A 25,912-nucleotide genomic window follows, 5' to 3' on the forward strand; every position below is an offset into this window, starting at 1 on the left:
AGGATTTACTTCAGGCACAGGATTTACTTCAGGCACAGGATTTATTTTAGGCTCTGGTTTTATTTCCTGTAGTGGTTCTTTCATAATAAGCCTCTCATCTGAACCAATAATGGACTGAATTGAATCTGAGTAAGGTGTTGTTGGAGCATTGCTCTTCACTGTAGGCGATCCTTTCTTTCCTTGCGCACGCCATTTAAAATAATAATATGCAATAACACCACTCGCCCCACCAGCAACGAGCAGTAACAGGAATAAAATCCAAAACTCATATGATTGATCAGAATCATTTTTGGAGTTAGCTTGCCCTGCAATTGCTATCCGTTCTTTCATCATCGTTTGAATTTGATTACGGATTAATTGAAGTTCCTGATCGCGTATATCCAATTGCTTTTGCAATTTTTTATTTTGTGTTTGTAATAAACTTAGCTGTTCTGTTAATAGTGCATTAGACTCTCGCAATGAATCTACTGCAGCAGTTGTAATTGATATTTCAGCCTTAAGTGTCCTATTTTGCTCTGGACTTATTTGTTTTTGAGTCTCCAGCGACGGAATTGGACTTGGCAGAGTAAATCGCGACAACGTTTGATTCGGTACTAAAGTCGAAACATCAGAAAATTTTGGCACAGGAGGTATTTGTGAGTACTCAACAGAGTCAGCACTGGATGCTTGACCTGTTATATAGGGCGGTGCTATTACATGATTAATTGATGTTTTTTCGTTCCATGCTTTATCATGAGCCATTACTTCAACTGTAGCCAAGTCAGCAGGAACCGCCTGAAAATCTTTATAAGAAGGAATATTAAGGCGAATACCAGTTTTCAATCCATTTAAATTTCCATTAATAAATGCTTCAGGATTCGCTCCCACAATTGCAAGAACAATTTGTGGTAAAATTGCTTCAGAAGTTTTATATCTTTGTGCAATTTGCCATACATTTTCATTAAATACCGTCGGACCATAAACTGCATTTTTCTTTTGCTCAGCATGATTCACTTTATGATATATTTTATTCGAGCCTGTGGTATTTTGATGATAATTGGTAAATTTTCTCTGATATGTTAAACCGCTTTGTGCCGTTGTATTGGCTAATTTATAGCCTGGAGGATCTAACAATACGGTATAAACTTTATAGATTTGCCCTTTAGGCCAGATCAAATCAACAATAAGTTGCACATAAGGGTCCGTCATTCGTTCTGTGGAGTGAACTTCCACAACAAATTTTCCCTGTTTATTTTTTCTAATATCAAAAAAAAGAGAACTAACTTCTTCAGAGTGCTCAATACCTAAACTTTGATAACTCTGTAGATCAGCAAGCCCGACTTTAATACCAGACAAAGAAATATCGTGTACATCGAGTAATTCAATTTCAGCAAGAAAAGGCTGATCTAAAGCTGATTCTACTTTCATTTCACCTAAACCTAGAGTGAAGGCACTCATTGGCAAAGTAAGTGAAAATAGCGATGAGAATAAAACAGTTTTTTTCAATCAGAGCTCCATGCCCTTTAGGTTTGCAGGCAGGAAATTAGTCTTTAAAAAAATTAACATTCTTTACTAATCCATTCAAGTAATCAGCGTTCTCATGAGCACCTCAAATAGAACCATTTAATTACAAAATATTCCATTTGACTTATGAAGCTTAATTCTATTAAAAATTCATTATTTAACTAGATAACTGTACTTGCAATGAAGCCAAGAGTCCATCGTTATCTCTATAAAATTTCTAACAAAAATGAGCTTCCCATCTCAATAGGAATAATTGATAATAACATGAATTAATATTGAAAATAGGATAAAAATCATGGAATTCAGCAAAATAAATCCGCTTGCTTTAGGAATATCTATTAGTGTTTTATCAGCACTCGCTTCTTTTTTTATGGGCTTGGCGGCATTTGTTTTTTATACTGGAAAACCTTTTGTCGCCATGGTTGGAAGTATATATCTTTCATATACCCCCTCCTTGGCTAATGCCGGCCTTGGTGCGGCCATCGTACTTATGAACACTTTTGTTAGTAGTTATATTGCTGCCTGGGTATACAACTTTCTGCTTGATTATATTAGATAAGAGTTGGCTCCTGAGTATAATCTTGCATCCCATGATAATGGGATGCAGTGTAACAGTCCTCAATAGAAATAAAATCAAACCAACAGGTTTGAAGTAACATCAAAGTTTTGTATCCCACTTCAACATTAGTTTCAATCAATTGATCTATAAGTAACTCTAATTGTTCATGCTGATGCAATGCTTGTTTTGATTTCGGCTTTTCCTTGCACATTTTTGCAAACATAGCCTGGAACCTTTCTTCAACCATTTTAGGTACTGTCGAATTCCCATCAAAAATACGATGATCCGCACTGATTGATACAGGCAACATATCCTTAGGCACAAATGACTGAGTTTCATGTTGCCAAACGGGTTTTCGGTCAACTTCCATTATTGTAAATCGCATGGACTCGGTTTTGCGAAGAGGCGCCATAGATTGGGTATAGCCAAAAACACCAATATTACTTAACGAAATGTATGGTGTTCCTGCTAGGGGATATGGATAAGTGTTGTACGCATATTCATAAACCATATCTTTCATAAGTTGCTGTATACGTGGATTTGTTTTTTCCAATTGTTCACGTTTTTTAAAGCAATAAACCATCATGCCTACTATAGTTCGAATTTTTGCGGACAACTCATAAAAACTAAGATTATGACAATTTTCGAAAACAATAGTGCCAAGATGATCGCCACAACCTGGCAGCAAGACAACGAGTCCGACATAAGCTTCTTTGGTTTGAAAAATTTTCCTAAAACTCAAATAATTCCTAAAGGAATCCGATAATGTCATCCAGGAACTAACTGCCTGCAACATCAAAGTAGTCAAGGTCTCTGAGGCAAATTTTTTATTAAAAAAATCAAGACATGAAATATCGATACTAAACTGTCCAGTCATGGTTGGATCGCTAGGATTATCCCACTGGGTCATGAGTGCTTTTCGAATTGGAGTCATTTCTACTTCTCGATTTGACTCAGTGTAATTGCGAACTCTAGGTAGTAGTTCATCCGCAAATCCCATGAAATTCTTCCAATTTTCACTCGGCTCAAGATTGACTTTACTGAGCTGCTGGGTATGCTTGTTATTGAGTGATTCCTTAAAATGCATCACTCCATCAACCCCCAATAAGGCACAAACAGAAGACATATATTTATATTGCATAAAAATATTGCTTATTAACTGTTCTTCCAGATAAGCAATTTTCGGTTTTATTTGCTCAACATCGGGCATGCCAATATCACGATATAAATCTGCTTCGCATACATGGCGATGCTCATCTTCGAGAATTGTTGTGAATACTTTTGGCGCAACACCATAGCGATGTAAACTTTCAAAAATTTCCTCAATCCATCCCTCACCAATAAGATTAAGCAACATAATTGCTACTTTAGGACAACTTTCTTCTCGAATAAAATTACAAATGATTTCAATATGAGGACTATAAGGCGGTGGAGAAGCATAAGGAGCACAAAGCATATAAACAATTTTGGTAAATACTAAGCCATGAAATATTTCGTCAAGCAACTGTTGGCGCATACGTTTTCTGTATTCAACAGTAGACATTTTTGATTCAAATTTAAGCGGAATTTGCACTGCCAATACTTCGAGCTGTGCTAAAAGTGAAAATGTATAAATATAAAAAAGCTTGTCAGATTGAAGCTCAAAAGGTAAACCATCGCAAAATAACTCATTTATTCTATTTTTAATGAGTTGTTTCTCTTCTACGGTAATCTTGTTCCATCCCTCTAAAATCCATTTTTCTGCACCCCAAGATGGTCTAAGTAATTCAGTAAGTTCTTCCACGATATTTACCATAAAATCAAAGATTTTTCAGTATAGACATAGCAAGCGTATGAGTCAATCATGCTCTGTAGCATACATTCAGCTATTTATCACCCTTTTCTAAAGAATAAAATATGTGTGGTTTTTAAATTTATCTTGCATGAAAACTAGATACTTCCCATAACCATTATAATAATTAATAATGGAGTAAATTATTATGAAAGTAATAGGTAACTATCATGAAATTCGGCAAAATAGATCCGATTGCTTTGGGAGTATCTCTTGGCGCTCTATCAGGAATATCCACATTCTTCATGGGGTTGATGGTTTTAATTTTTAATAAAGGGAAACCCTTTGCTGGAGTGATGGGAACAATCTACATGACCTATGATCTTTCTTTACTCCAATGTGTACTTGCTGGAGTCGGAGTATTTGTTAGTACCTTCATTACCAGCTTTCTCATCGCCTGGCTCTACAATATTTTAAGTAAACAGGTTTAAGCCTCTAGTACAGTCTATGATTATAGGCATTGATGCGAACTGGCTTGAATTAAAATTCAATGACCCGTTTGGGGATAACCTAAAATTCTGGATAATTACTTTAGATCCCATTAATTCTATTGCATTAGCCCAACCTCTAATTCATAATTTATTACCTTGCTTTTCATACGGGTAACTATGTCAGCATCATTGATTGATGGAAAGGTTGTCGCTTCTCTTCGTCGAGAAGAATTAAAACACCATGTGCATGATTATGTACAAATAAATCATCGCGCACCAGGTCTTGCTGTCGTTCTTATTGGCAATGATCCTGCTTCTACTGTCTACGTAGCCAATAAACGTAAAGCGTGTGCCGAGGTGGGTATTACCTCACATTCCTTTGATCTACCTGAAATAACAACACAGACAGAGTTAATCAAGCTGATTGATGATTTAAATAGTTCCGATCAAATTGATGGGATTCTTATCCAATTGCCATTACCCAAGCATATTAATGAACGTGTCATTATTGAGCATATCAAACCGGAAAAAGATGTTGATGGCTTCCATCCTTATAATTTGGGACGACTTGCCCAGCGTAACCCATTATTACGTCCGTGTACTCCTCTTGGCATAATGAATTTATTAAAACATTATCATCTTGAAGTCAAAAGGAAACATGCTCTCGTTATTGGTGCATCAAATATTGTCGGTCGACCTATGAGTTTAGAATTGCTCCTTGCTGGTGCAACAGTAACTATCGCTCATAAATTCACTCAACAATTAGAAAAATTTGTACGCACCGCTGATATTGTCATTATAGCTACAGGAAAAATGGATGTTGTTGATTGTGAATGGCTTAGTAAGGAACAGATCGTTATTGATGTAGGCATCCATCGATTAGCAGATGGCAGCATTCGAGGTGATATTGATTTTAAAAATGCAGTAGACAAAGTCTCATGGCTTACCCCTGTACCTGGTGGTGTAGGACCAATGACTATAGTCACTTTGCTCGAGAATACACTAAAAGCGGCCATATTAGCGAATTAACAGGCCAATTACTAAAGCGATAAGTGGCTATTGCCTTTTTCCTAAGCGACTATTGAGTGTTATCTTTTAAAGATACTCAGTTACTTATCTAAAATATCCCAATCAAAATCACCGCTCAACTCATCAAAATCATCTTTAAATTCCTCTTTTAGACGTTTACGCTCAAGCTTTTCCTCAAGCATACGTCTAACGTTCTTCCGATGAGCTGTAGATTCGATATCATCATCGTAATTATAATCAGAGAATGATTGGTCATCATAATCTTCTTGAAGATCCATTGCTTTCCCCTTTTATACTCTCTTAAAAAGAGTATAGTAGACAATTATAAAAATGTTTTAGGAACAACATGCTCAGTTATCAACACGGATATCATGCAGGTAATTTTGCGGATGTCATCAAACATATTGCTTTAACCCATCTTCTGAATTACTTAACGCGTAAAGACAAAGCCCTCTTTTATCTTGAGACCCATTCAGGAAAAGGTTTATATGACTTAAAAAATAAACAAGCTGAAAAAACCCAGGAATACAAACAAGGCATTCAACTGATTTGGCCAGACAGAAACACCCTACCCCCTGTTTTTCAAAACTACTTTCAGTTGATTAACCAACTCAATTCTACTAATTCATTAAGATATTATCCCGGCTCTCCGTTTCTCGCGATCAACACGCTACGAATGCAGGACAGAATGTATTTTTGTGAGCTTCATCCTAGAGAATTTGAAGCACTAAGCCAGCTTCAACGTATGAATAAAAAAGTACATTTCAGCAATAGTGACGGTATTGCAGCGATGAAAGCCCTAGTTCCACCACCAGAAAAAAGAGGATTGATATTTATTGATCCTTCATTTGAAATAAAAGAAGAATATAGAGAAATTCCTCTTGCAATCAAACATGCTTATTCTCGTTTTGCTACGGGTGTATTTTGTCTTTGGTATCCGCTGGTCGATAAAAAATTAACTGATAAACTTAATAGAGGTATGAAAGAAATCAGTGCTAAAGCGTTACGTATCGAATTTAATCTAACATCTACAGCAATGGAAGGAATGTCAGGTTGTGGCCTATGGATAATTAATCCCCCATTTACTTTAGCAGAGGAAATGAAAACTGTATTAAATACCCTTAAAACTCATTTTAATCCAGGTAGTTCCTCTTACATTATTGAGGCTTATTCATGACTATTTACCCTATTCCTGCTTTTTCAGATAACTACATTTGGGCAATTATTGATAAAGTCGCTGGAGCATTTGATTGTGTCGATCCTGGTGATGCAGAACCAGTAGTGCAATTTGCTCGTACAAACCAACTGAGCTTGCGTTCTATCTTATTAACACATCATCATCAAGATCATATTGGAGGAGTGAATCAATTACTTAAAACCTATCACTCATGTACTGTTTATGGTCCAAGTGATCCTCGCATCCCTCATGTAAACAATACGATGCAAGAACATCAATCGATTCACGTTGGAAAATGCATTTTCAAAATTTTATTCAATCCAGGCCATACCTCAAGTCATATTAGTTATTATGAACCTCAAAACGAACTATTATTTTGTGGCGATACTCTTTTTTCTGCGGGTTGTGGGCGTGTTCTTGACGGGACAATAGAACAATTGCATCAATCGTTGCATCTTTTCAAAACATTACCTCCCACCACAAAAATATTTTGTGCCCATGAGTACACAGAACAAAACTTGCGCTTCGCGCAAACAGTGGAACCCAATAATCCAGTTATTGAACAATACCTAAACAAAATTCATAGCTCACCCCGAACTTGCACACTTCCATCGACTCTGGAACTCGAATTATTAATTAATCCTTTTTTACGCACCGATAAACCCGAAGTACAAAGATATGCATTAACACATGGAGCAACATCAAATAATTCATTAGAAGTATTTAGGGTGTTAAGAGAAGAAAAGAACTCATTTAAATAATTGCTCATTTAGAACCAATTTTGGTCCATATGAGACAATCAAATACAATGAGGGTTTAATCCTATAACTAATTTTAGTAAACTCAGAAGCCAGTAATGTTCATAGGTAATTACCATTGAAATTTAAGTTTTTCAAAATAAAAGTTTTTTTATTCTGTATACTCATTTTTTTTGGCATTACTAATGATACGTTAACATATGCAGCTACTGACTCATGGGAGGTATTACGCACTCAGTTCGCCTTAAATCATGAAACATCACGCCCCGAAGTACAGGAACAAATCCGCTGGTTTATAGCTCATCCAGGCTTTCTTAATAAAGTATCCCGTCAATCTGAACCCTATCTTTATCACATCATTTATGAAGTAAAAAAAAGAAATCTCCCTGGGGAGTTAGCCCTGTTACCTATGATTGAAAGTGCTTATGACCCCTTTGCTTATTCTGTAGCTGGTGCCGCAGGATTATGGCAATTAATGCCACAAACAGGTGCGGGTTTAGGATTAAAACAAGATTGGTGGTTTGATGCACGACGCAGCATTAGCTCCTCAACAGATGCCGCACTCAACTATCTTCTTTATCTCAATAAATTCTTTAATGGCAATTGGATTCTCGCCATAGCAGCTTATGATGCGGGGGAAGGAACTATAGATCGAGCAATCAAAGCAACAGGTGGGCGTGCTCAAAGTTTTTGGGATTTGGCTGTTCCAAGAGAAACTCAGGTTTATGTGCCTCGCCTCCTCGCCTTAGCTGAAATCATTAAAAGTCCATCACAATATAAATTAACATTACCTGAAATACCTTATCTTCCTTACTTTGTGGAAGTTAATATTGGAAGTCCAATTGATTTAAACCATGCTGCAAAAATGGCAGGAATCAGTTATAAAGAGTTAATCAAATTAAATCCTGGCTTTAATCGCTGGACTACAGCTCCCGATAAACCTATTAAATTACTTATTCCTGCTGAAAAAGTACATCAATTTAACTTGAATCTCGCTAACTTACCCGCAGAAAAGCGTGTTAGCTGGGAAAAGCACATCGTACAACCCGGCGACAACTTGGATAGTATTGCTGTTAGATATCACACGACGGTGAATTTAATAAAACAGCTAAATCAACTCAGAACAAATCATGTTGAACCCAATCAATTCCTTTTGATTCCAAGCACCAGAAACACTCCTGTTGTTGTTAAAAAGGAACCGGCTCCATCTGCCCTAACCTTTGGACATCAAATAGTTGTACCACAAAATAAACGTGTTATTCATATTGTACAAGAGAATGAGACATATCAGACGCTGGTAAGAACTTATAACGTCAGTGCTAAAGACATCCAGATATGGAATAAATTAGCAAGCAATCAACAGTTACACAAAGGTCAGCAACTCGTAATCTGGAAAAAGGTAATTCAACCCATTCAGTATGTAGTAAAACAAGGTGACAGCCTCAGTGCTATAGCCCAACAACATAAAACCAAGATAGAACGCATCATTGAATTAAACCCTGGCCTTAAGCGGAATGAACCTTTATATCGTGGGCAAAAATTATTGGTTGGATAATTAATTTCCTTTTCCAATTTCAAATGAGTTGGCAATGCTTTTAATCAATCACTTTGCCCAATACCCGCACCAATCGATTTTATAAAATCATAGTGTCCTAATATTAACAATTATTTTTCATTTCTAGTATAAAGCAAGGAGGTGAGCACAAAAACTTGTGTTATAATCAAAGTAACTTATTTTATTGCATTAAAGTATATGAAATTACTATTTGATTTTTTTCCTATAGTTTTATTTTTTATAGTATACAAATTTTTTGGTATCTATACTGCGACGGCTATTGCGATGGTAGCCTCATTAAGTCAAGTTGCTTTTTACAGATTAAAATTCCAGCATTATGAAAAAATGCATCTAATTAGCCTTGCAATAATCATGATTCTGGGAGGCGCTACTCTCTTTTTTCATAACCCCTGGTTTATTAAATGGAAGCCAACCGGTATTTATTGGCTCTCCGCCTTAGCCTTTTTTAGTTCTGGTTACATTGGTAGCAAACCATTGATCCAAAAAATGATGGAAGCTAATGTAACGCTACCGGGAAAGATCTGGTATAGGCTCAATACAGCATGGGTATTGTTTTTTATTTTAATGGGCGCAGTAAATATTTACGTTGCTTATAACTTTAATACTGATGCCTGGGTTAACTTTAAGTTATTTGGTGGGGTTGGTTTTACTCTGCTTTTTGTATTAATTCAAGCTTTTTATCTAACAAAACACATGGATGAGACTGGCCTTGAAAAACAATAGGAGCAAGAATGAGACTATTGCTAGTTGAAGACGACGAATTACTTGGTGATGCGGTCAAAACGGGCTTAACCCAATTTGGTTATATTGTCGATTGGCTTAAAGATGGTGAAGCGGCTCGCGCTGCTTTAAAATCGGAATCATTTGAGCTAATTATTCTCGATTTGGGCTTACCTAAGCTATCTGGCCTCGGATTGTTACAAAGTATACGTCATGATGGCAATCCTACTCCAGTCATTATTTTAACAGCCCGGGAATCAGTTGAAGATCGTGTAAAAGGTTTGGATAGTGGCGCAGATGATTACTTGATAAAGCCATTCGATCTCAATGAGCTTAGCGCAAGAATCAGAGCCTTGGTCAGACGCTCACAAGGCCGTGCTGACTCAGTTCTGCAATATAGAAATATAACTCTGGATCCAGCGGCCCACTCTGTATTTGTAGATGATATTTTAGTTAATGTACCACGCAGAGAATTTGCCTTACTGCAGAAACTTCTAGAAAACAGCGGTCAGGTTTTATCACGCGAACAACTTATGCAAAGCATTTATGGTTGGGAAGAAGATGTAGATAGTAATGCACTAGAAGTACATATACATAATTTACGTAAAAAACTTAATGCCAATTTTATTCGAACAATTAGAGGTGTGGGATATATGGCAGAAAAAAATGATGGTATTGCTGTATCGTGAAATCTTCTATAAGAAAGTTTCTTTTAATCAATTTATTACTGGCCATTACTATAACGACCACATTAACTGCTATAGGTAACTATTATCTTGATCAAAAGGATATTCAAGATCACTTGGATAGTTTAATGGCAGTTTCCGCACTTTCTTACCAGGCATTATTAGGAGACGATCTTCATCAACGCCCTCTGGCGAAAATTCAAGAGGCTCTCGAAACAATTCCCCAAAAGATTGATACATACTATCAAAAAAGATTTCTTAATGAAGAACCCCCGGAAAACTATCTTGATAAGTTTAATTTTCAGGTTTGGACCAATGGCGGAAAACTATTATTGCATTCATCTTCAGCTCCCAAAATTCCGTTAACTTCAGAAGTTGATGGATTTAGTGATAAAAAAATATCTACTCAAGATTGGCGTGTTTTTACTACTTATAACGATAAAGCAGGTATCCGTACCGTTTTAGCTGAACGTTACGATACACGAAACGAACTAGGTCATAGAATCGCTCAAGATGACCTCTATATTATGCTTTTAACATTCCCATTATCTGGCTTATTAATATGGATTATTATCGGCCGTGGCTTGGATAGCCTGGATAAGGTTGCAGAGGAAGTAGCTAACCGCGCTCCCAGTCATCTTGAACCAGTTGATTTACACGAAGTTCCAGAAGAAATTAAACCCGTAATTGACGAATTGAATAAATTGTTTTTCAGATTAAAAGAAGGGTTTGAACGAGAAAAACGTTTTGCGGCTGATGCAGCACATGAACTACGCACCCCGCTTGCCGCACTAAAAACTCAAGCACAAGTTGCATTGCATTCAAATGATATTGAAGAAAAAAATCAGGCATTACAAAAGCTTATTGCAAGTGTTAATCGCAGCACTCACATAGTTCAACAGTTACTTACTATGAGTCGACTTGTGCCAGAAGCAGCGCACATGGATGAGAAAGATGAAGTCAATTTAAGCCGATTAACTCGCGAAATTCTTGCGATGCTTGCACCTGCTGCAGTAGAAAAGCAAATTGATCTTGAATTTGAAAGTGACGCTGAAAATCTAACTGTTTTTGGCAATTCCACTGCCCTGGGAATATTAATTCGTAACCTTGTTGATAACGCCATACGATACTGTAATGCCCACGGACGAATTATCGTACGTCTGGCTAAATTGAATAATGAAATAATGCTCGAAGTCAGTGACAACGGACCAGGTATTCCAGCTGAATTACAATCACGTGTTTTTGAACGTTTTTTCCGTGTACTAGGAAACAAAAGTCCTGGAAGCGGTCTTGGCTTAGCGATAGTTCAGCAAATTTCCGAATTACATGGTGGAAGACTCATGCTTGATACCCCTAAAGAAGGTACGGGTTTGATTGTAAGATTCTTTATACCTATTCCAGAAAATCATACTATTGTAGCCAGGTAATATGAGGATCCAGAAGAAATATAATGGAATCCTAGGTTTTGTTACACTTCACCAGCGGCTAAGTATATTTTAATTATCGTGCGGCTAACACTTGTAATGCATCGCGTATAAGCTGCTCACAACTTTTAGACTTATCATTCACTTTATTAACTGCTTTCAATGCTTCCTGAGGCTTGTACCCCAATGCTTCTAAAGCACAAACTGCCTCATCCTGACCACTCATTATAGGCATTGATTTATTTAGAGAAGCGGAAGCAGATACAGAAAATTGCTTCAGGCTATCACGCATTTCAACAACTAAACGCTCCGCTGTTTTTTTACCTATACCGGGTAATTTCATTAAAATGGAAGCATTTTCCTGTTGGATGCATTGAATAAACTCATTTGGAGTAATACTAGAAAGAATCGACATCGCAAGTTTTGGACCAATACCATTCACTTTAATCAAAGCTCTGAACAGCTCTCTCTCTTGTCTATCCAAAAAACCATACAACAATAAAGCATCTTCACGAACAACAGTGTGAATATGCAGCCCTACCGATCCAGTTAAGCTATCTAGTTGAAAAAAGGTATTTAATGAGGTTTCCACATCATATCCAACTCCATGGACGTCAAGAACCAATTTTCCAGGTTGATGTTTATCAATAATCTGTCCATCCAACCAACCAATCATCTCTTTCTTCTCCTTAATCCTCGCCTACCAATTACCGATGATAAATTATGACGCATATGACTATGGCAAATCGCAATTGCCAATGCATCTGCAGCATCTTTTTGTGGCGCTTTATTTAGGGCCAACAAATGCACAACCATGTGACTTACTTGCGCTTTTTCTGCAGCCCCATAACCAACAACCATTTGCTTGATTTCTCGAGCGGAATACTCGCTTACTTTAACACGATGTGATGCTGCAGCAACCATAGCCACACCACGAGCATGTCCTAATTTGAGAGCTGAGTTTGGATTTTCATGCATAAATACTTGTTCAATTGCAACTTCATCAGGTGAATAATGATCCATTAACTGACAAATGCCATCATATATTTGCAATAATTTTTGACTAAGCTCACCATCTGGACTAGTACGTATGCAGCCACTATCAACGTACTCTATTTTACGGTCTGATTCTTTTATCAGACCGTATCCAGTAATCCTTGATCCGGGATCTATCCCTAAAATAATAGCCATTAACTCATTGATTCTATTATTTTTTCTGAAAATTCAGCATTACTATATACTTCTTGAACATCATCTAAGTCTTCCAGCATATCGATCAATTTCAAGAGACTTTCCGCTGACTCATCATCAATAGGAACTAAAGTTTGCGCGCGCATGGTTAATTGAGATTGCTCAATATCCAGGCCGGCTTCTGTAAGCGCATTTAATACACTATGATACGCTTCAACCGGAGTAATCACTTCAATTTGGCTTTCATCTACAGAAACATCATTGGCGCCAGCATCTATAGCAATTTCCATAACCTGTTCTTCAGACTGCCCTGGTGCCATAAGAATCTCTCCTTGATTGTTAAAGAGATAAGATACAGAACCATCAGTCCCCAAATTACCACCGCATTTTGTGAATGCATGACGCACTTCGGATACAGTTCGGTTTTTATTATCCGATAAACAATCTACAAGAACCGCAACTCCTCCCGGTCCATAACCCTCATAACGCATAGCAATCATTGCCTCGCCTTCAAGTCCGCCAACACCGCGTTTGATGGCATTATCAATTGTGTCGCGCTTCATATTTGCAACAAGGGCTTTTTTAACGGCATCCCTTAATCTGGGATTAGAAGACTCTTCTCCTCCCCCCATACGAGCAGCTACAGTAATTTCACGTATTAACTTGGTGAATATTTTCCCACGTTTTGCGTCTTGAACTCCTTTACGGAATTTAATATTTGCCCACTTACTATGACCAGCCATAACACTACCTCAAAGCCTTGTTTAAATTTGTATAAATTATACATGCTCTTTTGTTAAAAAGAATAACTTAACTTACATTTGGACTCGACATTTTTAACTTTTTTAGACTATAGTAGCCACCATCATTAAGTTTTTTAATTAACTATAAATAAATGTAGCTTGGGTGAAGCGCAGTGAACCCATGGTTAATGCTACAGTATATTTTCCCCCGGGTTCCGCTACGCGCTCCACCCAGGCTACTCAATGAACCATAAATACTAAAGGAGATAACAGTGTATTTGCAGGGATTTGGTAATCATCATCAAACGGAAGCAGTTCCAGGCGCTTTACCTAGTAGCCAAAATTCACCCCAACACTGTAACTTAGGCCTTTATGCCGAACAATTAAGCGGGACAGCTTTTACTCGTCCAAGACAGAATAACTTACATAGCTGGCTTTACCGCATATTACCGTCTGTTGTTCAAGGAACTTATCAAGCCTATGAAATGGAACTCTTTAAACCTCATCATGCAGAACAATCTCCAAATCCTTTACGCTGGTCTCCGATAGATCTATTTAAAGAAGAAGATTTTGATTTTGTTGAAGGCATGTTTCATCTTGCTGGCAGCCAAAATGTGAATGCATATGTTTATCATTGCACTCGTTCCATGCACAATAAATACTATGCCAATAACGATGGAGAAATGCTTTTTGTTCCATACCTAGGAGAAGCGAATCTACACACTGAGTTTGGAAAATTAAATATATGCCCCGGCATGATAGCTGTTATCCCTCGTGGCGTAAAATTCAAAATGGAGCTCATTAGTACCGAATCAAAAGGATATTTATGTGAAAATAGCGGTAGTCCACTTACCCTGCCTCCTTTAGGAGTCATAGGCGCAAACGGTTTAGCTAATCCACGACATTTTCAATATCCAATTGCAGCATTTGAACAAGGTGTAACGCAAGCAACTCTTATATGCAAATACCAAAATAAATTATGGACAGCGAAATGTGATCACTCCCCACTTAATGTAGTAGCCTGGCATGGTAATTATGCACCCTATTGTTATGATTTAAGCTTGTTTAATACAATTAATACAGTAAGCTTTGATCATCCTGACCCTTCAATTTTTACTGTATTAACTTCCGAAAGTGATACACCTGGTGTAGCTAATTTAGACTTTGTCATTTTTCCTCCTCGGTGGATGGTTGCTGAACATACATTTAGACCGCCTTATTTCCATCGTAATTATATGAATGAGCTCATGGGGCTTGTTCGTGGTGAATATGATGCTAAAAAGGAAGGGTTCTCGCCTGGCGGAGTGAGTATTCATAACTGCATGACACCGCATGGGCCGGATCAAGTAAGTTATGAGCGGGCGGTAACACAAAAATTAGAGCCTGAACTGTATTTGAATACCTTAGCGTTTATGTTTGAAACAAGGGATGCATGGCAGGTTACTGAACAGGCAATGCGTATCCCCCAAATACAGAAAGATTATGGTGATTGCTGGAAAGGATTTAAAGCAAATTTTAAATGCCCATAACATACTAGCATGTTATAGCCTGGCTAAAACGAAGTAGAACAATGAAAATTCCCATCTTTCTTCATTTCAACCAGGCTAAAATAAGATGCTCATAGAGATTTTTGCAGTTAAATTTAAAACAAATCTTCCTGTGTTAATCCCATTTTCTCCAATAAGCCTCGCAATGTTTTTAATGCTTCAACTTGGATTTGACGCACCCGCTCTCGTGTCAAATCTATTTCTTTGCCAACATCTTCAAGTGTTGCTTTTTCAAAACCTCTTAAACCGAACCTTCTTGCAATGACTTGTTGTTGATTCTCAGTCAACTTATCCAATAAAGATTCTATATGTAAACGTAAATTTTCGTTAGTCAGGAGCTCTGCAGGATTCACGCTGTTCTCATCAGCAATAGTATCCAGTAATGATTTATTCTCATCAAAGCCAATGGGTGTATCAACAGAAGTTACTTTATCATTCAACCCCAACAACTTTTGCACATCCTCTAATGGTTTATCAACCATTTCAGCAATTTCTTCAGGCGAGGGTTCATGGTCCAGTTTCTGCGTGAGTTGTCTTGCAGCTCTAAGATATACATTCAACTCTTTCACCACATGTATAGGTAAACGAATTGTCCGTGTTTGATTCATAATAGCGCGTTCAATCGTTTGTCTGATCCACCATGTAGCATAGGTTGAAAATCGAAAACCTCGTTTGGGATCAAATTTCTCGACTGATTTCATTAGGCCCAAATTTCCTTCTTCGATTAAATCAAGAAGTGGTAAACCACGATTAAGATAACGACGTGAAATTTTAACTACAAGCCGTAAATTAGATTCGATCATCTTTTTACGAGCCGCGACATCTCCTTTTAAAGCAAGAGTTGCATAATGCACTTCCTCTTCAGCACTGAGCAAAGGAGAAAATCCAATTTCACTCAAATAAAGCTGGGTCGCATCCATCATTTTTTGTGCATTTTTACCACGAAATGAAGGAAACGCAATATCATCCGAAAAATCAGGGAATTCGGAACCATCACCTCCTTCATCTTTTTCAAGAAGCGAATCAATGTCCTCTTCTATTAAGAGCGATTCATCGTCTGGTTCAGACCAATCTTCATCCTTAAGTTCCGGTTCTTTAATTGACTCATCGTCCTCGTGCATTGTTTTTCACCTATAGTGTTTCGTTATGTTGGGAAATTTATTCCATAACTACATTATACTTCATAAAAACATTATTGTTGCTATAACTATAAGTAATCTGTCAACCTTTTTGTAGATAATTCAAAGGATTGACTGGTACACCCGACCTTCTGATTTCAAAATGAACACCTGTATACTTGCGATCTATAACACCCGCAATTGCGATTGTTTGTCCAGCCTTCACTTGTTGTCCTTCGGAAACCATAATTCGTGCGTTATATCCATAAGCCGTTAAATATCCCTGACTATGTTTAATAATAATCAAGTTACCATAACCTGCTAAACCACTTCCAGCATAAGCGACCACACCACTTGCCGCTGCAATCACTCGCTCACCTTTTTTACATGCAATATTTATGCCTTTTTTACCTTGTTCAGGAACAAATGATGTAACAACATGTCCACTTACAGGCCAAATCCATCCCGAAGCAGAGCGAGCATATCGATTTGCAGGTGAATAAATTACAGCGGGTCTCGCTGGTGGTTTTGGTGCAACATAGTAATTTCTCTTTATGGCAGTGCGACGTGTCGTTTGTCTATGTCTTGGGGTGATGCCTCGCAAATTGATAACCTGCCCTACTCTTAAAGAATAAGGTGGATTAATACGATTTAAACGAGCCAGAGTTTTATAATCAGTATCATAACGAAATGCGATAGAGAACAGGGTGTCCCCACGTTTTACAACATACACTTTTTGATAGCGCCAATAAGGATTCCATCTGGATTCCATAACAGGAGCTAAATTATTTCCGCAACCTACTAAGGTTATGATGAGGAAAAGACATAAAAATCTTTTGCAAAATGCGACTATCATTTATTACCTCAAGCAAATTATTTTATTGAATGTGGATCCCATCGAGCCAGTTGGCTAATTGATCGAACATTTTGTAATTCGTCATATCCAAATGAAGTGGTGTAATTGAAACATACCCTTCGCTTATAGCATTAAAATCTGTTCCAGGGCCGGCATCAGCCTCTGCTCCCGGCAAACCAATCCAATAGATTGGCCGCCCTCGAGGATCCTGATCTTTTACTACAGGCTCAGCACCATGTCTCGTTCCCAAACGAGTGACTTGCATCCCCTTTATTTGGTCCAAGGGAAGATTAGGCACATTAACATTTAAAATAGTTTGGGAAGGCAGGCGATGTGTACTTAATTGCATCACCAATTGTTTAGCAATCGTTGCGGCTGTATCATAATGTTGAATATTATCTCCTACCATAGAAATCGCAAGAGCAGGCAACCCTAAATAACGACCTTCCATTGCAGCAGCTACAGTGCCTGAATAAAGAATATCGTCTCCCAAATTCGCACCTTCATTAATTCCGGAAACAACCATATCAAATTCAGTATCTAAAAAACCAGTTACAGCCAAGTGCACGCAGTCAGTTGGGGTACCTTCAACACTATAGTAGCCATTATCCAATTTTTTGACTTTTATGGGGCGAGATAAAGTCAAAGAGTTGCTTGCTCCGCTTCTGTTTCTATCCGGAGCAACCACTTCAATATCGACAAAAGTCGACAGCTCGTTTGCCAGTTTATTAATTCCAGGTGCAAAAACACCATCATCGTTACTTATTAATACTCTCATTTTTTTAACTCACAGGTGATTCAAACCATCTAACCACCGCTAAATGATCCGCTAAGTCACGTTTATTTTGAGTTAAATTGGCTTGTAAATTTGCATTATTTTTTTCATTTTTTAATTGCGCTTGTTCTTTAACAATGGTCTCTTGTAACGCCATAATTTTTTTTCCAAAGCCTTGAGGACTAAGTTGTAATTGATATGCGAGTTTATTCATACGATTAGCAAGTGCTTCCAATTGCTCACAACTCATACCTTGCGGTTGTCTTTCAGGACAAGCTTTTATCGCTTGTTGTAATTCATTGGGATGTGATTTGTAATAATGTTCATTTTTCGCTGAGCAAGATGTTAATCCTAAAATGACCAATAGTGCTACAAAACATTTATTCATACTCAACCTATTGTAAACTACAAAACACCGATATTATCATTACACAACTGCTAACGCCATCTTATGAGATAACCATGCTTGATTTTAAATTGCTACGTGAGCCACAAACAGGAGAACAATATATTGAAACTTCTCTTTGTGGCAAACCCCTTCTTACCACCCCTCAGTTGAACAAAGGAACGGCGTTCACAAATGAAGAAAGAAAAGAGTTTGGCCTATTAGGCAAGCTACCTCATCGGGTTGAAACTTTGGATGAACAAGTTAAACGAGCTTATTTGCAATATTCCAGTTATACGACGCGATTACAACAAAATATTTATTTAAACAATTTGCACGATAAAAATCAGATCTTATTCTATAAATTAATCAATCGCCATTTAGGCGAAATGTTACCGACAATATATACTCCGATAGTAGGAACTGCGGTAAAACGATTTAGTCATGAGTATAGACAACCTCGCGGTTTATATATTTCCCATTCTGATAAGAACCAAATAGAAGAAATATTAAAAAACCGTTCTAATCCAGAAATTGATGTGATTGTGGTTACCGATGGAGAAGGAGTCTTGGGTATTGGTGATCAAGGTATTGGAGGAATGGATATTCCCGTTGCCAAACTAATGGTCTACTGTTTATGCGGAGGCATTGAGCCAACTCGCACATTACCGATATTTCTTGATGTAGGCACAAACAATCAGGATCTCCTCAATGACCCTATGTACCTAGGTTGTCGTCATCCGCGCATCAATCCGGCAGCATATGATGAATTTATATCCACTTTTGTTCATGAGATTCACAAACAATTCCCCAATGCTTTTTTACACTGGGAAGATTTTGGTCGAGGGAATGCTCGACGTATTTTGGAAAAATTTCAAGATCAATTGTGTACCTTCAATGATGACATTCAAGGTACTGGTGCCGTCACTTTAGCTGCTTTATTAGCGGCCTGTGATGTAACCGGTTCAAAACTTCATGAGCAGCGCATTGTTGTTTTTGGTGCAGGATCAGCGGGAACTGGAATTAGTGATCAAATTATCGATGCGATGGTACGTGAAGGAATTAGTCCAGAAGAAGCATATCAACGATTTTGGTTAATCGATCGACAAGGTCTGTTACTCAATACCGATCCCGATCTTACCGAAGCACAAAAGTGCTATGCACGAGATCCTAAGGAAATTAATAAATGGGCCATCAATGAAAAACAGCATCCCTCACTTACCGATACGGTTAGACATGTAAAACCTACAGTACTTATAGGTTGTTCTGCACAACCAGGAGCTTTTTCACAAGACATCATTGAAACCATGTCAGTCAATTGCGAACGCCCTATTATTTTTCCCTTGTCCAATCCAGATGAAAAATGCGAAGCAAAACCAGCAGATATATTAACCTGGAGTCAAGGTAGGGCTTTAATTGCTACAGGTACGGCGTTCCCTGAGGTTGAATATCACAATCGAATGGTACAAATTGCTCAATGCAATAATGCATTGGTCTTTCCTGGCATAGGATTAGGAGTGCTCGCTGTTAACGCAACAAAGCTAACAAAAGAAATGATTCTGGCCGCCGCGCATGCTTTATGCAAGTTTGCACCAAGTAAAAAAGAAAGTTACTTGCCTTTATTACCCTCTTTGGATAATGCGCAAACCGTTGCCAAAGAAATTGCGGTTTCCGTAGCTCGCTGCGCTATCGATTCAGGGCTCGCACAAAAAAATAATGATGCTGATTTAGAAAAACTAATAGAAGACATGTTTTGGGAACCAAGATATTTGCCATTTAAGTATAAAAAAGCATGATAATCTGTAGAGCGTGTTGACATTTGGTGTCACGGTCAAAAACCAAGCTAATTTGCGCAAGTTTCAGCTTGAGTTCGTTAAATAGAGCTGGCTATTCGCCTCACTCAAGTTAAAATTTACACTAAATTATCCCGATTTTTGACTCGCGCCCCCAAATGCCAACACGCCCTAGCCTGCAATTATTTCCCATCAGTTTTTACAAAATTTACTGTAATACTTTTCAAAGTTGCGGTATTAGGCTCCCAAGATCGAGCATATTTAAGTACAATTACTGTACTTTCGGGATAGTTTTTCCCCTTCTGTTTCGCAAAAGTGAAATGCATTTGCCCACCAGCGCCAATAAGGTTAGTTTTTGGTCTTTCATAAGTACTACTACGGAGTGTTAATATATCTTTATCGAAGCGCACAATCGACCATTGAAATCCTGTAGTTGGATTTGCAGGTAACGTTACGACAAAACTTGGATCATTAACATTAACGTTCATGGATAAATTATTATTTGCCTGGATCATCGTTGAAAAACCAAGAAGCAATAAACTTAGTACGGTTTTCATTAACCAACTCCTTTTGTATATTCTACAATCAGTTTAGTCTATTTCATCGGGTTCTGTTACGTTATTCTTTTAATTCAGCCTAAAAGACTCTCCAAACACATTTCACTAAAATGATCAAAATCCTAAATGATCTGAATGAAAGATAACTATTTGACTCTATTAATTAAATTGTATACTCTGCGCAAAGCTCAATCACCGAGAGGATTTTATGTTAAATTTAATTGGCTGGGATGAAATTAGTGAAATACTCGATTTAAAAAACGAAGCAGGAGATGAAAATTATTTTACAGGAATCATTGAGCGAACGGTAAGTACATATCGAGAACGTCCTGGTTTTTTTACTCCATACCGAGATGGTCAGGAGTTCGCAGGCCAATTGTTGGCGCCAATTTGGTATCCTTTAATATCTACACTTGGTACGGCTTTTATGGCATTTACTGCAATTGTTGCTGCGTGTTACTTCGTTGGATTCATGTTACTCGGTCTATTATCGATTGTAATGATGAGTGCTGAATATCGTAATACAGCATTAGAGGGAGTCACAAACAGTCTTGCGCTAACCGGTTTAACGCTTCTTGGAACTACAGCAGGCCTGCTGTTGACACTTCTAAGCATTCCACACAGTATTATATCACTTGGTACTCGTCTCACTGCCACCGCTGTTTCAGCAACAACTGATGGTTGTGATGACAATTATCAATTTAGCTATTGATTTTAAGCAGCGTTGCGGAACACAGGAATGCAGTATAATCGCTCCCGCGCTGTGATACGCTTCACCCAAGTTTCTGAGCATATTAATTTTCAATATAAATCTTGATATTAGCGCCTGGAAAAGCGATTATTTTATCTTTTTATAATCACAGTTAGGAGCGCGTGTGGAACACGAAACCATGGAATTTGATGTAATCATCGTCGGTGCGGGACCGGCGGGGTTATCTGCCGCGATAAAATTGAAGCAGCTGGCTATGGCTGCCAAAAAGGAATTATCTGTTTGTATTTTAGAAAAAGGAGCTCAGGTTGGCGCACATATTCTTTCTGGTGCGGTCCTGGAACCGAAAAGCCTTAAAGAATTACTTCCTGATACGTGGCAAGATGCACCTCTTGATACCGCGGTAACTGAAGATTTATTCTATTTTCTAACACAAAAAAGTTTCTATAAACTCCCTACCCCCAAACCCATGCATAATGAAGGCAATTATATTATTAGTCTGGGCGAACTTTGCATGTTTCTTGCTCAACAAGCAGAATCTCTGGGTTGCGAAATTTATCCTGGCTTTGCTGCAGTTAATGTACTTTATAATGATAAAAATCAAATTATTGGTGTTGCAACCGGGAATGTAGGCCTCGATAAAAATAAAGAGAAAACGAATAACTATCAACCTGGAATGCACTTACTTGCCAAGCAGACATTACTTGCTGAAGGATGTCGTGGACAACTTAGCCAAAGCCTGATGGTACGTTACCACCTCAGAGATAAAGCAAATCCACAGACCTATGGATTGGGGATAAAGGAAATATGGCAGATCAAAGAGGAACATCATAAACCAGGACAAGTAACTCATACTGTGGGATGGCCAATGGATTTAGCTACCTACGGTGGTTCGTTTATCTATCATTTATCGAAACAACGTGTCGCTATTGGTTTTGTAGTTGGTTTGGATTATAAAAATCCCTGGTTAAATCCTTTTGCAGAGTTTCAACGTTTCAAAACGCACCCACTAGTTCAACCTATTTTAACTGGAGGCGAGCGCATCAGTTATGGTGCGCGTGCGCTTAATGAAGGTGGGTGGCAATCGTTACCAAAGCTTACATTTCCGGGTGGCGCTTTAATTGGTGATGCTGCAGGTTTCCTTAATGTTCCCAAAATCAAAGGAATACATACAGCAATGCAATCAGGCATGCTTGCAGCAGAGGCTTGCTTTGAAGCGCTACAACAAGAAAATGGAGTACAAGTTGAGTTAACTAGTTATCCAGAAAAAGTTAAAAAATCCTGGCTAGAAAAAGAACTCTATTCTGTACGCAATATAAGACCAGGATTTAAATACGGTTTAATTCCAGGTTTGATCAATGCAGCTTTTGAAACATACATTACCCGTGGACATTCTCCATGGACACTAGCGAATCATGCTGATCACAGTGCATTGATTCCAGCAAATAAAGCAAGGAAAATAAATTATCCCAAACCCGATGGTGTGCTCACCTTTGACAGGCTGTCATCTGTCTTTTTATCTAATACCTATCATGAAGAAAATCAACCCTGCCATCTCGTATTGAAAAAACCTCAATTGGCAATAGATACTAATTTAAAAACTTACGCATTCCCGGAAGGTCGGTATTGCCCTGCAGGGGTATATGAAATTATTGAAGAAGAACATGGTCCCAAATTACAAATTAATGCTCAAAACTGCATTCATTGTAAGACCTGTGATATCAAAGACCCTCGACAAAATATTGTTTGGCATGCCCCAGAAGGTGGCGGTGGACCAAATTATTCCGGAATGTAGCATAAAAAAACAGGTTGCATTTAAAATTCAACCTGTTTTATTTATTTATTGAACACTCTATCAAAAAAATGCCATTTTATTAGTGTTTTTTTAATCATTCTCAATCATAATTCGCCCTCGAAAAATTAATAGTGAAAGCCTCAGGCTATTTCTTGATGATTAAATCATATTAAAGGGTACCTATGTCCAGATTAACAAAAATACATAAAAAAATACTTGCCAATTTTAATACTTATGTATCAGACACAACTCAAGTCCAGTTATTAGCTGAAAATATTAAGCTGTTTGAAAAAATACCAGCTCGCTATTTGAAGAAACTCTATAAAAATATAACTGCCTTTGATTTTGCAGAAAATAACGACGCTCTATTAATTATTGCGTACAGCTATATCCACTATTCTTATGAAAATAAAGAACGTTCAACTCTTGAAAACTCGCTTATTCTGTTAGACAAAGCGAATACTTGTTTTCAGAGAATTATTGATTCCCATGCATTACTCCATCCTTCTCAATTGAATGAAATTCACTCAGAGCACCAATTAAAAGCCAACTTTCAATTACATAAAGTTAAGTTACTTAAGGCTGAAATTCAGCTTTTTTATATTGAAAAAGAAGAAAAAAATAATATCCCAAATGCAGCTTTAATAAGAAAAGAGCTAACAGATATTATTGATGCATACACTAACTTTAAAAGAATATTAGATAGTAAATATAAAGATAGGATTCTTAGAGCTAAACTTTCAATCAATAACGACCTCTTGGATTCGATTGAAACAGGACTTGGTCAGGCAAATGATTTATTAAGAAAATTACCACGACAACACGCCCCAAAACGACATTTCTCTGAAACTATTTCGGAAAATAATTCTGAGCAGAAAAGTACGCAAGACACGCCGAAAAGAAAGAAAATGAAGTACGTCGAAACAAACAATAACAAATCAAGTCCGGTAAGTTCATCCGAGACACAACAAATAGATTTAGATAATGAAAACTCCAGGCCTGAATGGGATGGTTTGGCGGCGTTAACCATCGTTGCGACCAATACAGCCCCTATGGAGGTTCATCAGCCGCATGACATGATTTCTTCAGGCATACCCCAACCTTCTCTGCCTCGATTTATAGAAGACAGTAAAATGTTTCTGAACAAGCATCAAGAATGGTCTAAGGTATATTTTGATCTACATAGAGATTATTCAAAACTGCAAAGAACTGACAAATTTCTCGAGAAAATCGCTCATTCGCTATTGTTAGCCGCAGTTCGATTAAAAAAAGAAAGTACTGTATTTAAAGATGAGCAATTCAATCCTGTAGTTCAAGTCGCGGTGCAGTTCCTTCTATTTATTTGTGGAATAGGAACACAATCAAATTTTGAAGCATTAGAAAAACAAAGTTTATTAGCGAATACTTATTCTTCACTTTTGAAACCGTTTATTCGTTCATTTCTTCATGTCCCACCAGAAAAACTCATTAGCCACTTAAGGATGCAATTTGCTTCTGAAACATCAGCTAATATTTCATTTCGTGGCTTAGAAATTCGAGAAATTGTCGAACTATTATTTAAACATTTTGAAAGCGTATTAACTGCTGATGATTATGAAAGAGTAACAGAATGTTGCCTTAATGGTTTAGTGCAAGCGCATGATAAGTTAGTTGAGCAAAATGCTGCTAAATTTAATTTCACAGTATAGCTATAAAAACTAGTTCTTGAGGTTGGTGAAGCGAAGTAGAAATTAACGCATCGAGTTAAGTTAACTTCGCATACTTCGCTCACCCACACCATTTCTTGCTGCTGCAGGAACAATTTTTCTGTAAGTTAAACCCAGATTTGACAGCAACTATTAGGAATACTATTATGACAATAAATAACCTACATGGATGATATTTATGCAGATTAAAGACTTAATCCAGTTCTATAAAACAATCGGAAATCCTCAAAATCAATCCTTGCACAGTAGCTTCGGAATTATTAAAAGCAAATTTGACGAGTTTATTCTATATTCTCTGGATTCAGGAGCAACTAACTTAGACACGCTCAGTCAAAGAATTAAAAGCAACCTACTTTCTTTCCAGAAATGTGGTTTATCCCCAGAAATTGTCTCAGAGATTGCTCTGGATATAAAAAATGGTGGACATAACATTTTCAAGTTGATTGAAGATGAGTTGAAAAACGATAAAGAAGAGTCATTGACCTTTGAAGAAATCACTTATTTTTTATTGAATGGAAATAACGACCGTGTTGATGTTTTATCCAGCGACGCTTGGAAAAGAAAAATTAAGGATGAGCTTCATTCTTTTTTTAATTGCTCCAATAGAACTTTTAAAAAAGATGAACACAGCAATTATTCTGCTGAAGAACTATATAATGAATTGAGTGCTCTTTTAAAAATTAAAGATGGCAATGAACTCTATGAAAAAGGAAGCAATGATCGATTAGCTGCATTAATGATTTGCTCTACCCCTGAGCTAGTAAGCACCTTAAAGGATTCATGTAACCTAGGCATTAATGCAATTACCAAAAAATGGTCAGAAAAATACCCCGAACATCGAAGTGAAATTAATTGTATGATGAACGAGGTGGCGAAATTTAGTGATCAATGTATTGATAAAAAAATGCTCGATACATTAACAAAAAATCTCTAGGTTCTAGCCAGGATAGATGACCTGGTAATATAATAGTTACCGGCGCGCATGGAGATAGGGTTACTTTTCACCCGCTTTTGCTGCCGGTACGTGCTCTCTAACAAGCCAA

26 protein-coding genes are annotated in these 25,912 nt (G+C 37.5%); 15 read left to right on the forward strand and 11 right to left on the reverse strand.

The genetic code is table 11. From position 1 onward, the window contains the following. On the reverse strand, positions 1-1,485 hold a 1,485-nt coding region (locus BW930_RS17060; protein ID WP_284698307.1), incomplete at its 3' end, for a type IV pilus assembly protein FimV. Positions 1,486-1,798: 313 nt separating this feature from the next. Between BW930_RS17060 and BW930_RS00625 the strand changes: the two genes are divergently transcribed. Further along, a complete protein-coding gene (locus tag BW930_RS00625; RefSeq protein WP_058467930.1) occupies positions 1,799-2,062 on the forward strand; it encodes a hypothetical protein in 264 nt (87 codons plus the stop codon). Here BW930_RS00625 and BW930_RS00630 read toward each other — a convergent pair. Next, positions 2,055-3,845: a 2-oxo acid dehydrogenase subunit E2 gene (locus BW930_RS00630; protein WP_058467929.1), complete on the reverse strand. Its 1,791-nt coding sequence runs from the start codon at positions 3,843-3,845 to the stop codon at positions 2,055-2,057. The genes BW930_RS00625 and BW930_RS00630 overlap by 8 nt on opposite strands. Before the next feature lie 218 nt (positions 3,846-4,063). Here BW930_RS00630 and BW930_RS00635 point away from each other — a divergent pair, with 218 nt between their 5' ends. Both BW930_RS00635 and folD read left to right on the forward strand, forming a co-directional pair. Beyond that, the gene (locus BW930_RS00635; RefSeq protein ID WP_058467928.1) at positions 4,064-4,324 is read left to right on the forward strand and encodes a hypothetical protein; all 261 of its coding nucleotides are present in this window, start codon (positions 4,064-4,066) and stop codon (positions 4,322-4,324) included. A gap of 177 nt (positions 4,325-4,501) precedes the next feature. Continuing rightward, on the forward strand, positions 4,502-5,353 hold the full coding sequence (gene folD, locus BW930_RS00640; protein WP_058467927.1) for a bifunctional methylenetetrahydrofolate dehydrogenase/methenyltetrahydrofolate cyclohydrolase FolD: 852 nt from the start codon (positions 4,502-4,504) through the stop codon (positions 5,351-5,353). Positions 5,354-5,433: 80 nt separating this feature from the next. Here the strand turns inward: folD and BW930_RS00645 are convergent, their stop codons facing one another. Continuing rightward, positions 5,434-5,631: a PA3496 family putative envelope integrity protein gene (locus tag BW930_RS00645; protein WP_058467926.1), complete on the reverse strand. Its 198-nt coding sequence runs from the start codon at positions 5,629-5,631 to the stop codon at positions 5,434-5,436. Between the two features lie 68 nt (positions 5,632-5,699). On the opposite strand from BW930_RS00645, the gene BW930_RS00650 reads away from it, so the two are divergent. From BW930_RS00650 to BW930_RS00675, 6 genes are all read left to right on the forward strand, one after another. Next, on the forward strand, positions 5,700-6,530 hold the full coding sequence (locus tag BW930_RS00650) for a 23S rRNA (adenine(2030)-N(6))-methyltransferase RlmJ (RefSeq protein ID WP_058467925.1): 831 nt from the start codon (positions 5,700-5,702) through the stop codon (positions 6,528-6,530). Further along, the gene (gene gloB, locus BW930_RS00655; RefSeq protein WP_058467924.1) at positions 6,527-7,291 is read left to right on the forward strand and encodes a hydroxyacylglutathione hydrolase; all 765 of its coding nucleotides are present in this window, start codon (positions 6,527-6,529) and stop codon (positions 7,289-7,291) included. The genes BW930_RS00650 and gloB overlap by 4 nt, the downstream gene beginning before the upstream one ends. Before the next feature lie 115 nt (positions 7,292-7,406). Beyond that, the gene (locus BW930_RS00660) at positions 7,407-8,843 is read left to right on the forward strand and encodes a lytic transglycosylase (protein WP_058467923.1); all 1,437 of its coding nucleotides are present in this window, start codon (positions 7,407-7,409) and stop codon (positions 8,841-8,843) included. A gap of 198 nt (positions 8,844-9,041) precedes the next feature. Continuing rightward, positions 9,042-9,587: a septation protein A gene (locus tag BW930_RS00665; protein ID WP_058468049.1), complete on the forward strand. Its 546-nt coding sequence runs from the start codon at positions 9,042-9,044 to the stop codon at positions 9,585-9,587. Between the two features lie 8 nt (positions 9,588-9,595). Continuing rightward, positions 9,596-10,273: a response regulator gene (locus BW930_RS00670; RefSeq protein WP_058467922.1), complete on the forward strand. Its 678-nt coding sequence runs from the start codon at positions 9,596-9,598 to the stop codon at positions 10,271-10,273. Further along, on the forward strand, positions 10,270-11,697 hold the full coding sequence (locus tag BW930_RS00675) for an ATP-binding protein (RefSeq protein WP_058467921.1): 1,428 nt from the start codon (positions 10,270-10,272) through the stop codon (positions 11,695-11,697). Before BW930_RS00670 ends, BW930_RS00675 begins: the two co-directional genes overlap by 4 nt. 73 nt (positions 11,698-11,770) lie before the next feature. On the opposite strand, the gene ruvA is transcribed toward BW930_RS00675, so the two are convergent. From ruvA to BW930_RS00690, 3 genes are read right to left on the reverse strand one after another with little or no spacing between them, the layout of a single operon-like run. Then, positions 11,771-12,370 carry a Holliday junction branch migration protein RuvA gene (gene ruvA / locus BW930_RS00680; protein ID WP_058467920.1) on the reverse strand — a complete coding sequence of 200 codons (600 nt, stop codon included), beginning with the start codon at positions 12,368-12,370 and terminating at the stop codon, positions 11,771-11,773. Continuing rightward, positions 12,367-12,885, reverse strand: a complete 519-nt coding sequence (ruvC, locus tag BW930_RS00685) for a crossover junction endodeoxyribonuclease RuvC (protein WP_058467919.1) — start codon at positions 12,883-12,885, stop codon at positions 12,367-12,369. Before ruvC ends, ruvA begins: the two co-directional genes overlap by 4 nt. After that, entirely contained in the window at positions 12,885-13,628 is a 744-nt protein-coding gene (locus BW930_RS00690; protein ID WP_058467918.1) for a YebC/PmpR family DNA-binding transcriptional regulator, read from the reverse strand. The genes ruvC and BW930_RS00690 overlap by 1 nt, the downstream gene beginning before the upstream one ends. A 272-nt stretch (positions 13,629-13,900) precedes the next feature. Between BW930_RS00690 and hmgA the strand changes: the two genes are divergently transcribed. Further along, the gene (gene hmgA / locus BW930_RS00695) at positions 13,901-15,157 is read left to right on the forward strand and encodes a homogentisate 1,2-dioxygenase (RefSeq protein WP_058467917.1); all 1,257 of its coding nucleotides are present in this window, start codon (positions 13,901-13,903) and stop codon (positions 15,155-15,157) included. 113 nt (positions 15,158-15,270) lie between these two features. Here hmgA and rpoS read toward each other — a convergent pair whose 3' ends face one another. The 4 genes from rpoS to BW930_RS00715 form a co-directional block, all read right to left on the reverse strand. Then, complete coding sequence (gene rpoS / locus BW930_RS00700; protein ID WP_058467916.1) at positions 15,271-16,296, reverse strand: RNA polymerase sigma factor RpoS; 1,026 nt, start codon at positions 16,294-16,296, stop codon at positions 15,271-15,273. Positions 16,297-16,396: 100 nt separating this feature from the next. Next, the gene (locus tag BW930_RS00705) at positions 16,397-17,149 is read right to left on the reverse strand and encodes a peptidoglycan DD-metalloendopeptidase family protein (RefSeq protein ID WP_058467915.1); all 753 of its coding nucleotides are present in this window, start codon (positions 17,147-17,149) and stop codon (positions 16,397-16,399) included. A gap of 22 nt (positions 17,150-17,171) precedes the next feature. Continuing rightward, positions 17,172-17,927, reverse strand: a complete 756-nt coding sequence (gene surE / locus BW930_RS00710; RefSeq protein WP_058467914.1) for a 5'/3'-nucleotidase SurE — start codon at positions 17,925-17,927, stop codon at positions 17,172-17,174. A gap of 4 nt (positions 17,928-17,931) precedes the next feature. Next, positions 17,932-18,312: a hypothetical protein gene (locus BW930_RS00715; protein WP_058467913.1), complete on the reverse strand. Its 381-nt coding sequence runs from the start codon at positions 18,310-18,312 to the stop codon at positions 17,932-17,934. A 74-nt stretch (positions 18,313-18,386) separates the two neighbouring features. Between BW930_RS00715 and BW930_RS00720 the strand changes: the two genes are divergently transcribed. After that, positions 18,387-20,105, forward strand: a complete 1,719-nt coding sequence (locus BW930_RS00720; RefSeq protein ID WP_058467912.1) for an NAD-dependent malic enzyme — start codon at positions 18,387-18,389, stop codon at positions 20,103-20,105. Between the two features lie 179 nt (positions 20,106-20,284). Here the strand turns inward: BW930_RS00720 and BW930_RS00725 are convergent, their stop codons facing one another. Continuing rightward, on the reverse strand, positions 20,285-20,659 hold the full coding sequence (locus tag BW930_RS00725; protein ID WP_058467911.1) for a protease inhibitor I42 family protein: 375 nt from the start codon (positions 20,657-20,659) through the stop codon (positions 20,285-20,287). 208 nt (positions 20,660-20,867) lie between these two features. Here BW930_RS00725 and BW930_RS00730 point away from each other — a divergent pair, with 208 nt between their 5' ends. The 4 genes from BW930_RS00730 to BW930_RS00745 all read left to right on the forward strand — a co-directional run bounded on the left by BW930_RS00730 (position 20,868) and on the right by BW930_RS00745 (position 25,803). After that, positions 20,868-21,371 (forward strand): hypothetical protein, encoded by a 504-nt coding sequence (locus BW930_RS00730; RefSeq protein ID WP_058467910.1) that lies wholly within the window; start codon positions 20,868-20,870, stop codon positions 21,369-21,371. A gap of 163 nt (positions 21,372-21,534) precedes the next feature. Next, on the forward strand, positions 21,535-23,163 hold the full coding sequence (locus BW930_RS00735; RefSeq protein ID WP_058467909.1) for an electron transfer flavoprotein-ubiquinone oxidoreductase: 1,629 nt from the start codon (positions 21,535-21,537) through the stop codon (positions 23,161-23,163). Between the two features lie 182 nt (positions 23,164-23,345). Continuing rightward, on the forward strand, positions 23,346-24,851 hold the full coding sequence (locus BW930_RS00740; protein ID WP_058467908.1) for a hypothetical protein: 1,506 nt from the start codon (positions 23,346-23,348) through the stop codon (positions 24,849-24,851). A 196-nt stretch (positions 24,852-25,047) separates the two neighbouring features. Then, the gene (locus BW930_RS00745) at positions 25,048-25,803 is read left to right on the forward strand and encodes a hypothetical protein (protein WP_058467907.1); all 756 of its coding nucleotides are present in this window, start codon (positions 25,048-25,050) and stop codon (positions 25,801-25,803) included. Positions 25,804-25,912: the final 109 nt, after the last annotated feature.

Origin of the sequence: Fluoribacter gormanii, assembly GCF_900156395.1 — a bacterium.
Classification (GTDB): domain Bacteria; phylum Pseudomonadota; class Gammaproteobacteria; order Legionellales; family Legionellaceae; genus Legionella; species Legionella gormanii.

Coding starts and splice junctions, on each gene's coding strand:
- rpoS (WP_058467916.1), bottom strand. CDS start 16,296: ATGCACGAGGACGATGAGTCAATTAAAGAACCGGAACTTAAGGATGAA.
- folD (WP_058467927.1), top strand. CDS start 4,502: ATGTCAGCATCATTGATTGATGGAAAGGTTGTCGCTTCTCTTCGTCGA.
- BW930_RS00745 (WP_058467907.1), top strand. CDS start 25,048: ATGCAGATTAAAGACTTAATCCAGTTCTATAAAACAATCGGAAATCCT.
- BW930_RS00690 (WP_058467918.1), bottom strand. CDS start 13,628: ATGGCTGGTCATAGTAAGTGGGCAAATATTAAATTCCGTAAAGGAGTT.
- BW930_RS00665 (WP_058468049.1), top strand. CDS start 9,042: ATGAAATTACTATTTGATTTTTTTCCTATAGTTTTATTTTTTATAGTA.
- BW930_RS00705 (WP_058467915.1), bottom strand. CDS start 17,149: ATGATAGTCGCATTTTGCAAAAGATTTTTATGTCTTTTCCTCATCATA.
- BW930_RS00645 (WP_058467926.1), bottom strand. CDS start 5,631: ATGGATCTTCAAGAAGATTATGATGACCAATCATTCTCTGATTATAAT.
- gloB (WP_058467924.1), top strand. CDS start 6,527: ATGACTATTTACCCTATTCCTGCTTTTTCAGATAACTACATTTGGGCA.
- BW930_RS00635 (WP_058467928.1), top strand. CDS start 4,064: ATGAAATTCGGCAAAATAGATCCGATTGCTTTGGGAGTATCTCTTGGC.
- BW930_RS00670 (WP_058467922.1), top strand. CDS start 9,596: ATGAGACTATTGCTAGTTGAAGACGACGAATTACTTGGTGATGCGGTC.
- surE (WP_058467914.1), bottom strand. CDS start 17,927: ATGAGAGTATTAATAAGTAACGATGATGGTGTTTTTGCACCTGGAATT.
- BW930_RS00720 (WP_058467912.1), top strand. CDS start 18,387: ATGCTTGATTTTAAATTGCTACGTGAGCCACAAACAGGAGAACAATAT.
- BW930_RS00715 (WP_058467913.1), bottom strand. CDS start 18,312: ATGAATAAATGTTTTGTAGCACTATTGGTCATTTTAGGATTAACATCT.
- BW930_RS00725 (WP_058467911.1), bottom strand. CDS start 20,659: ATGAAAACCGTACTAAGTTTATTGCTTCTTGGTTTTTCAACGATGATC.
- BW930_RS00730 (WP_058467910.1), top strand. CDS start 20,868: ATGTTAAATTTAATTGGCTGGGATGAAATTAGTGAAATACTCGATTTA.
- ruvC (WP_058467919.1), bottom strand. CDS start 12,885: ATGGCTATTATTTTAGGGATAGATCCCGGATCAAGGATTACTGGATAC.
- BW930_RS00740 (WP_058467908.1), top strand. CDS start 23,346: ATGTCCAGATTAACAAAAATACATAAAAAAATACTTGCCAATTTTAAT.
- BW930_RS00625 (WP_058467930.1), top strand. CDS start 1,799: ATGGAATTCAGCAAAATAAATCCGCTTGCTTTAGGAATATCTATTAGT.
- BW930_RS00650 (WP_058467925.1), top strand. CDS start 5,700: ATGCTCAGTTATCAACACGGATATCATGCAGGTAATTTTGCGGATGTC.
- ruvA (WP_058467920.1), bottom strand. CDS start 12,370: ATGATTGGTTGGTTGGATGGACAGATTATTGATAAACATCAACCTGGA.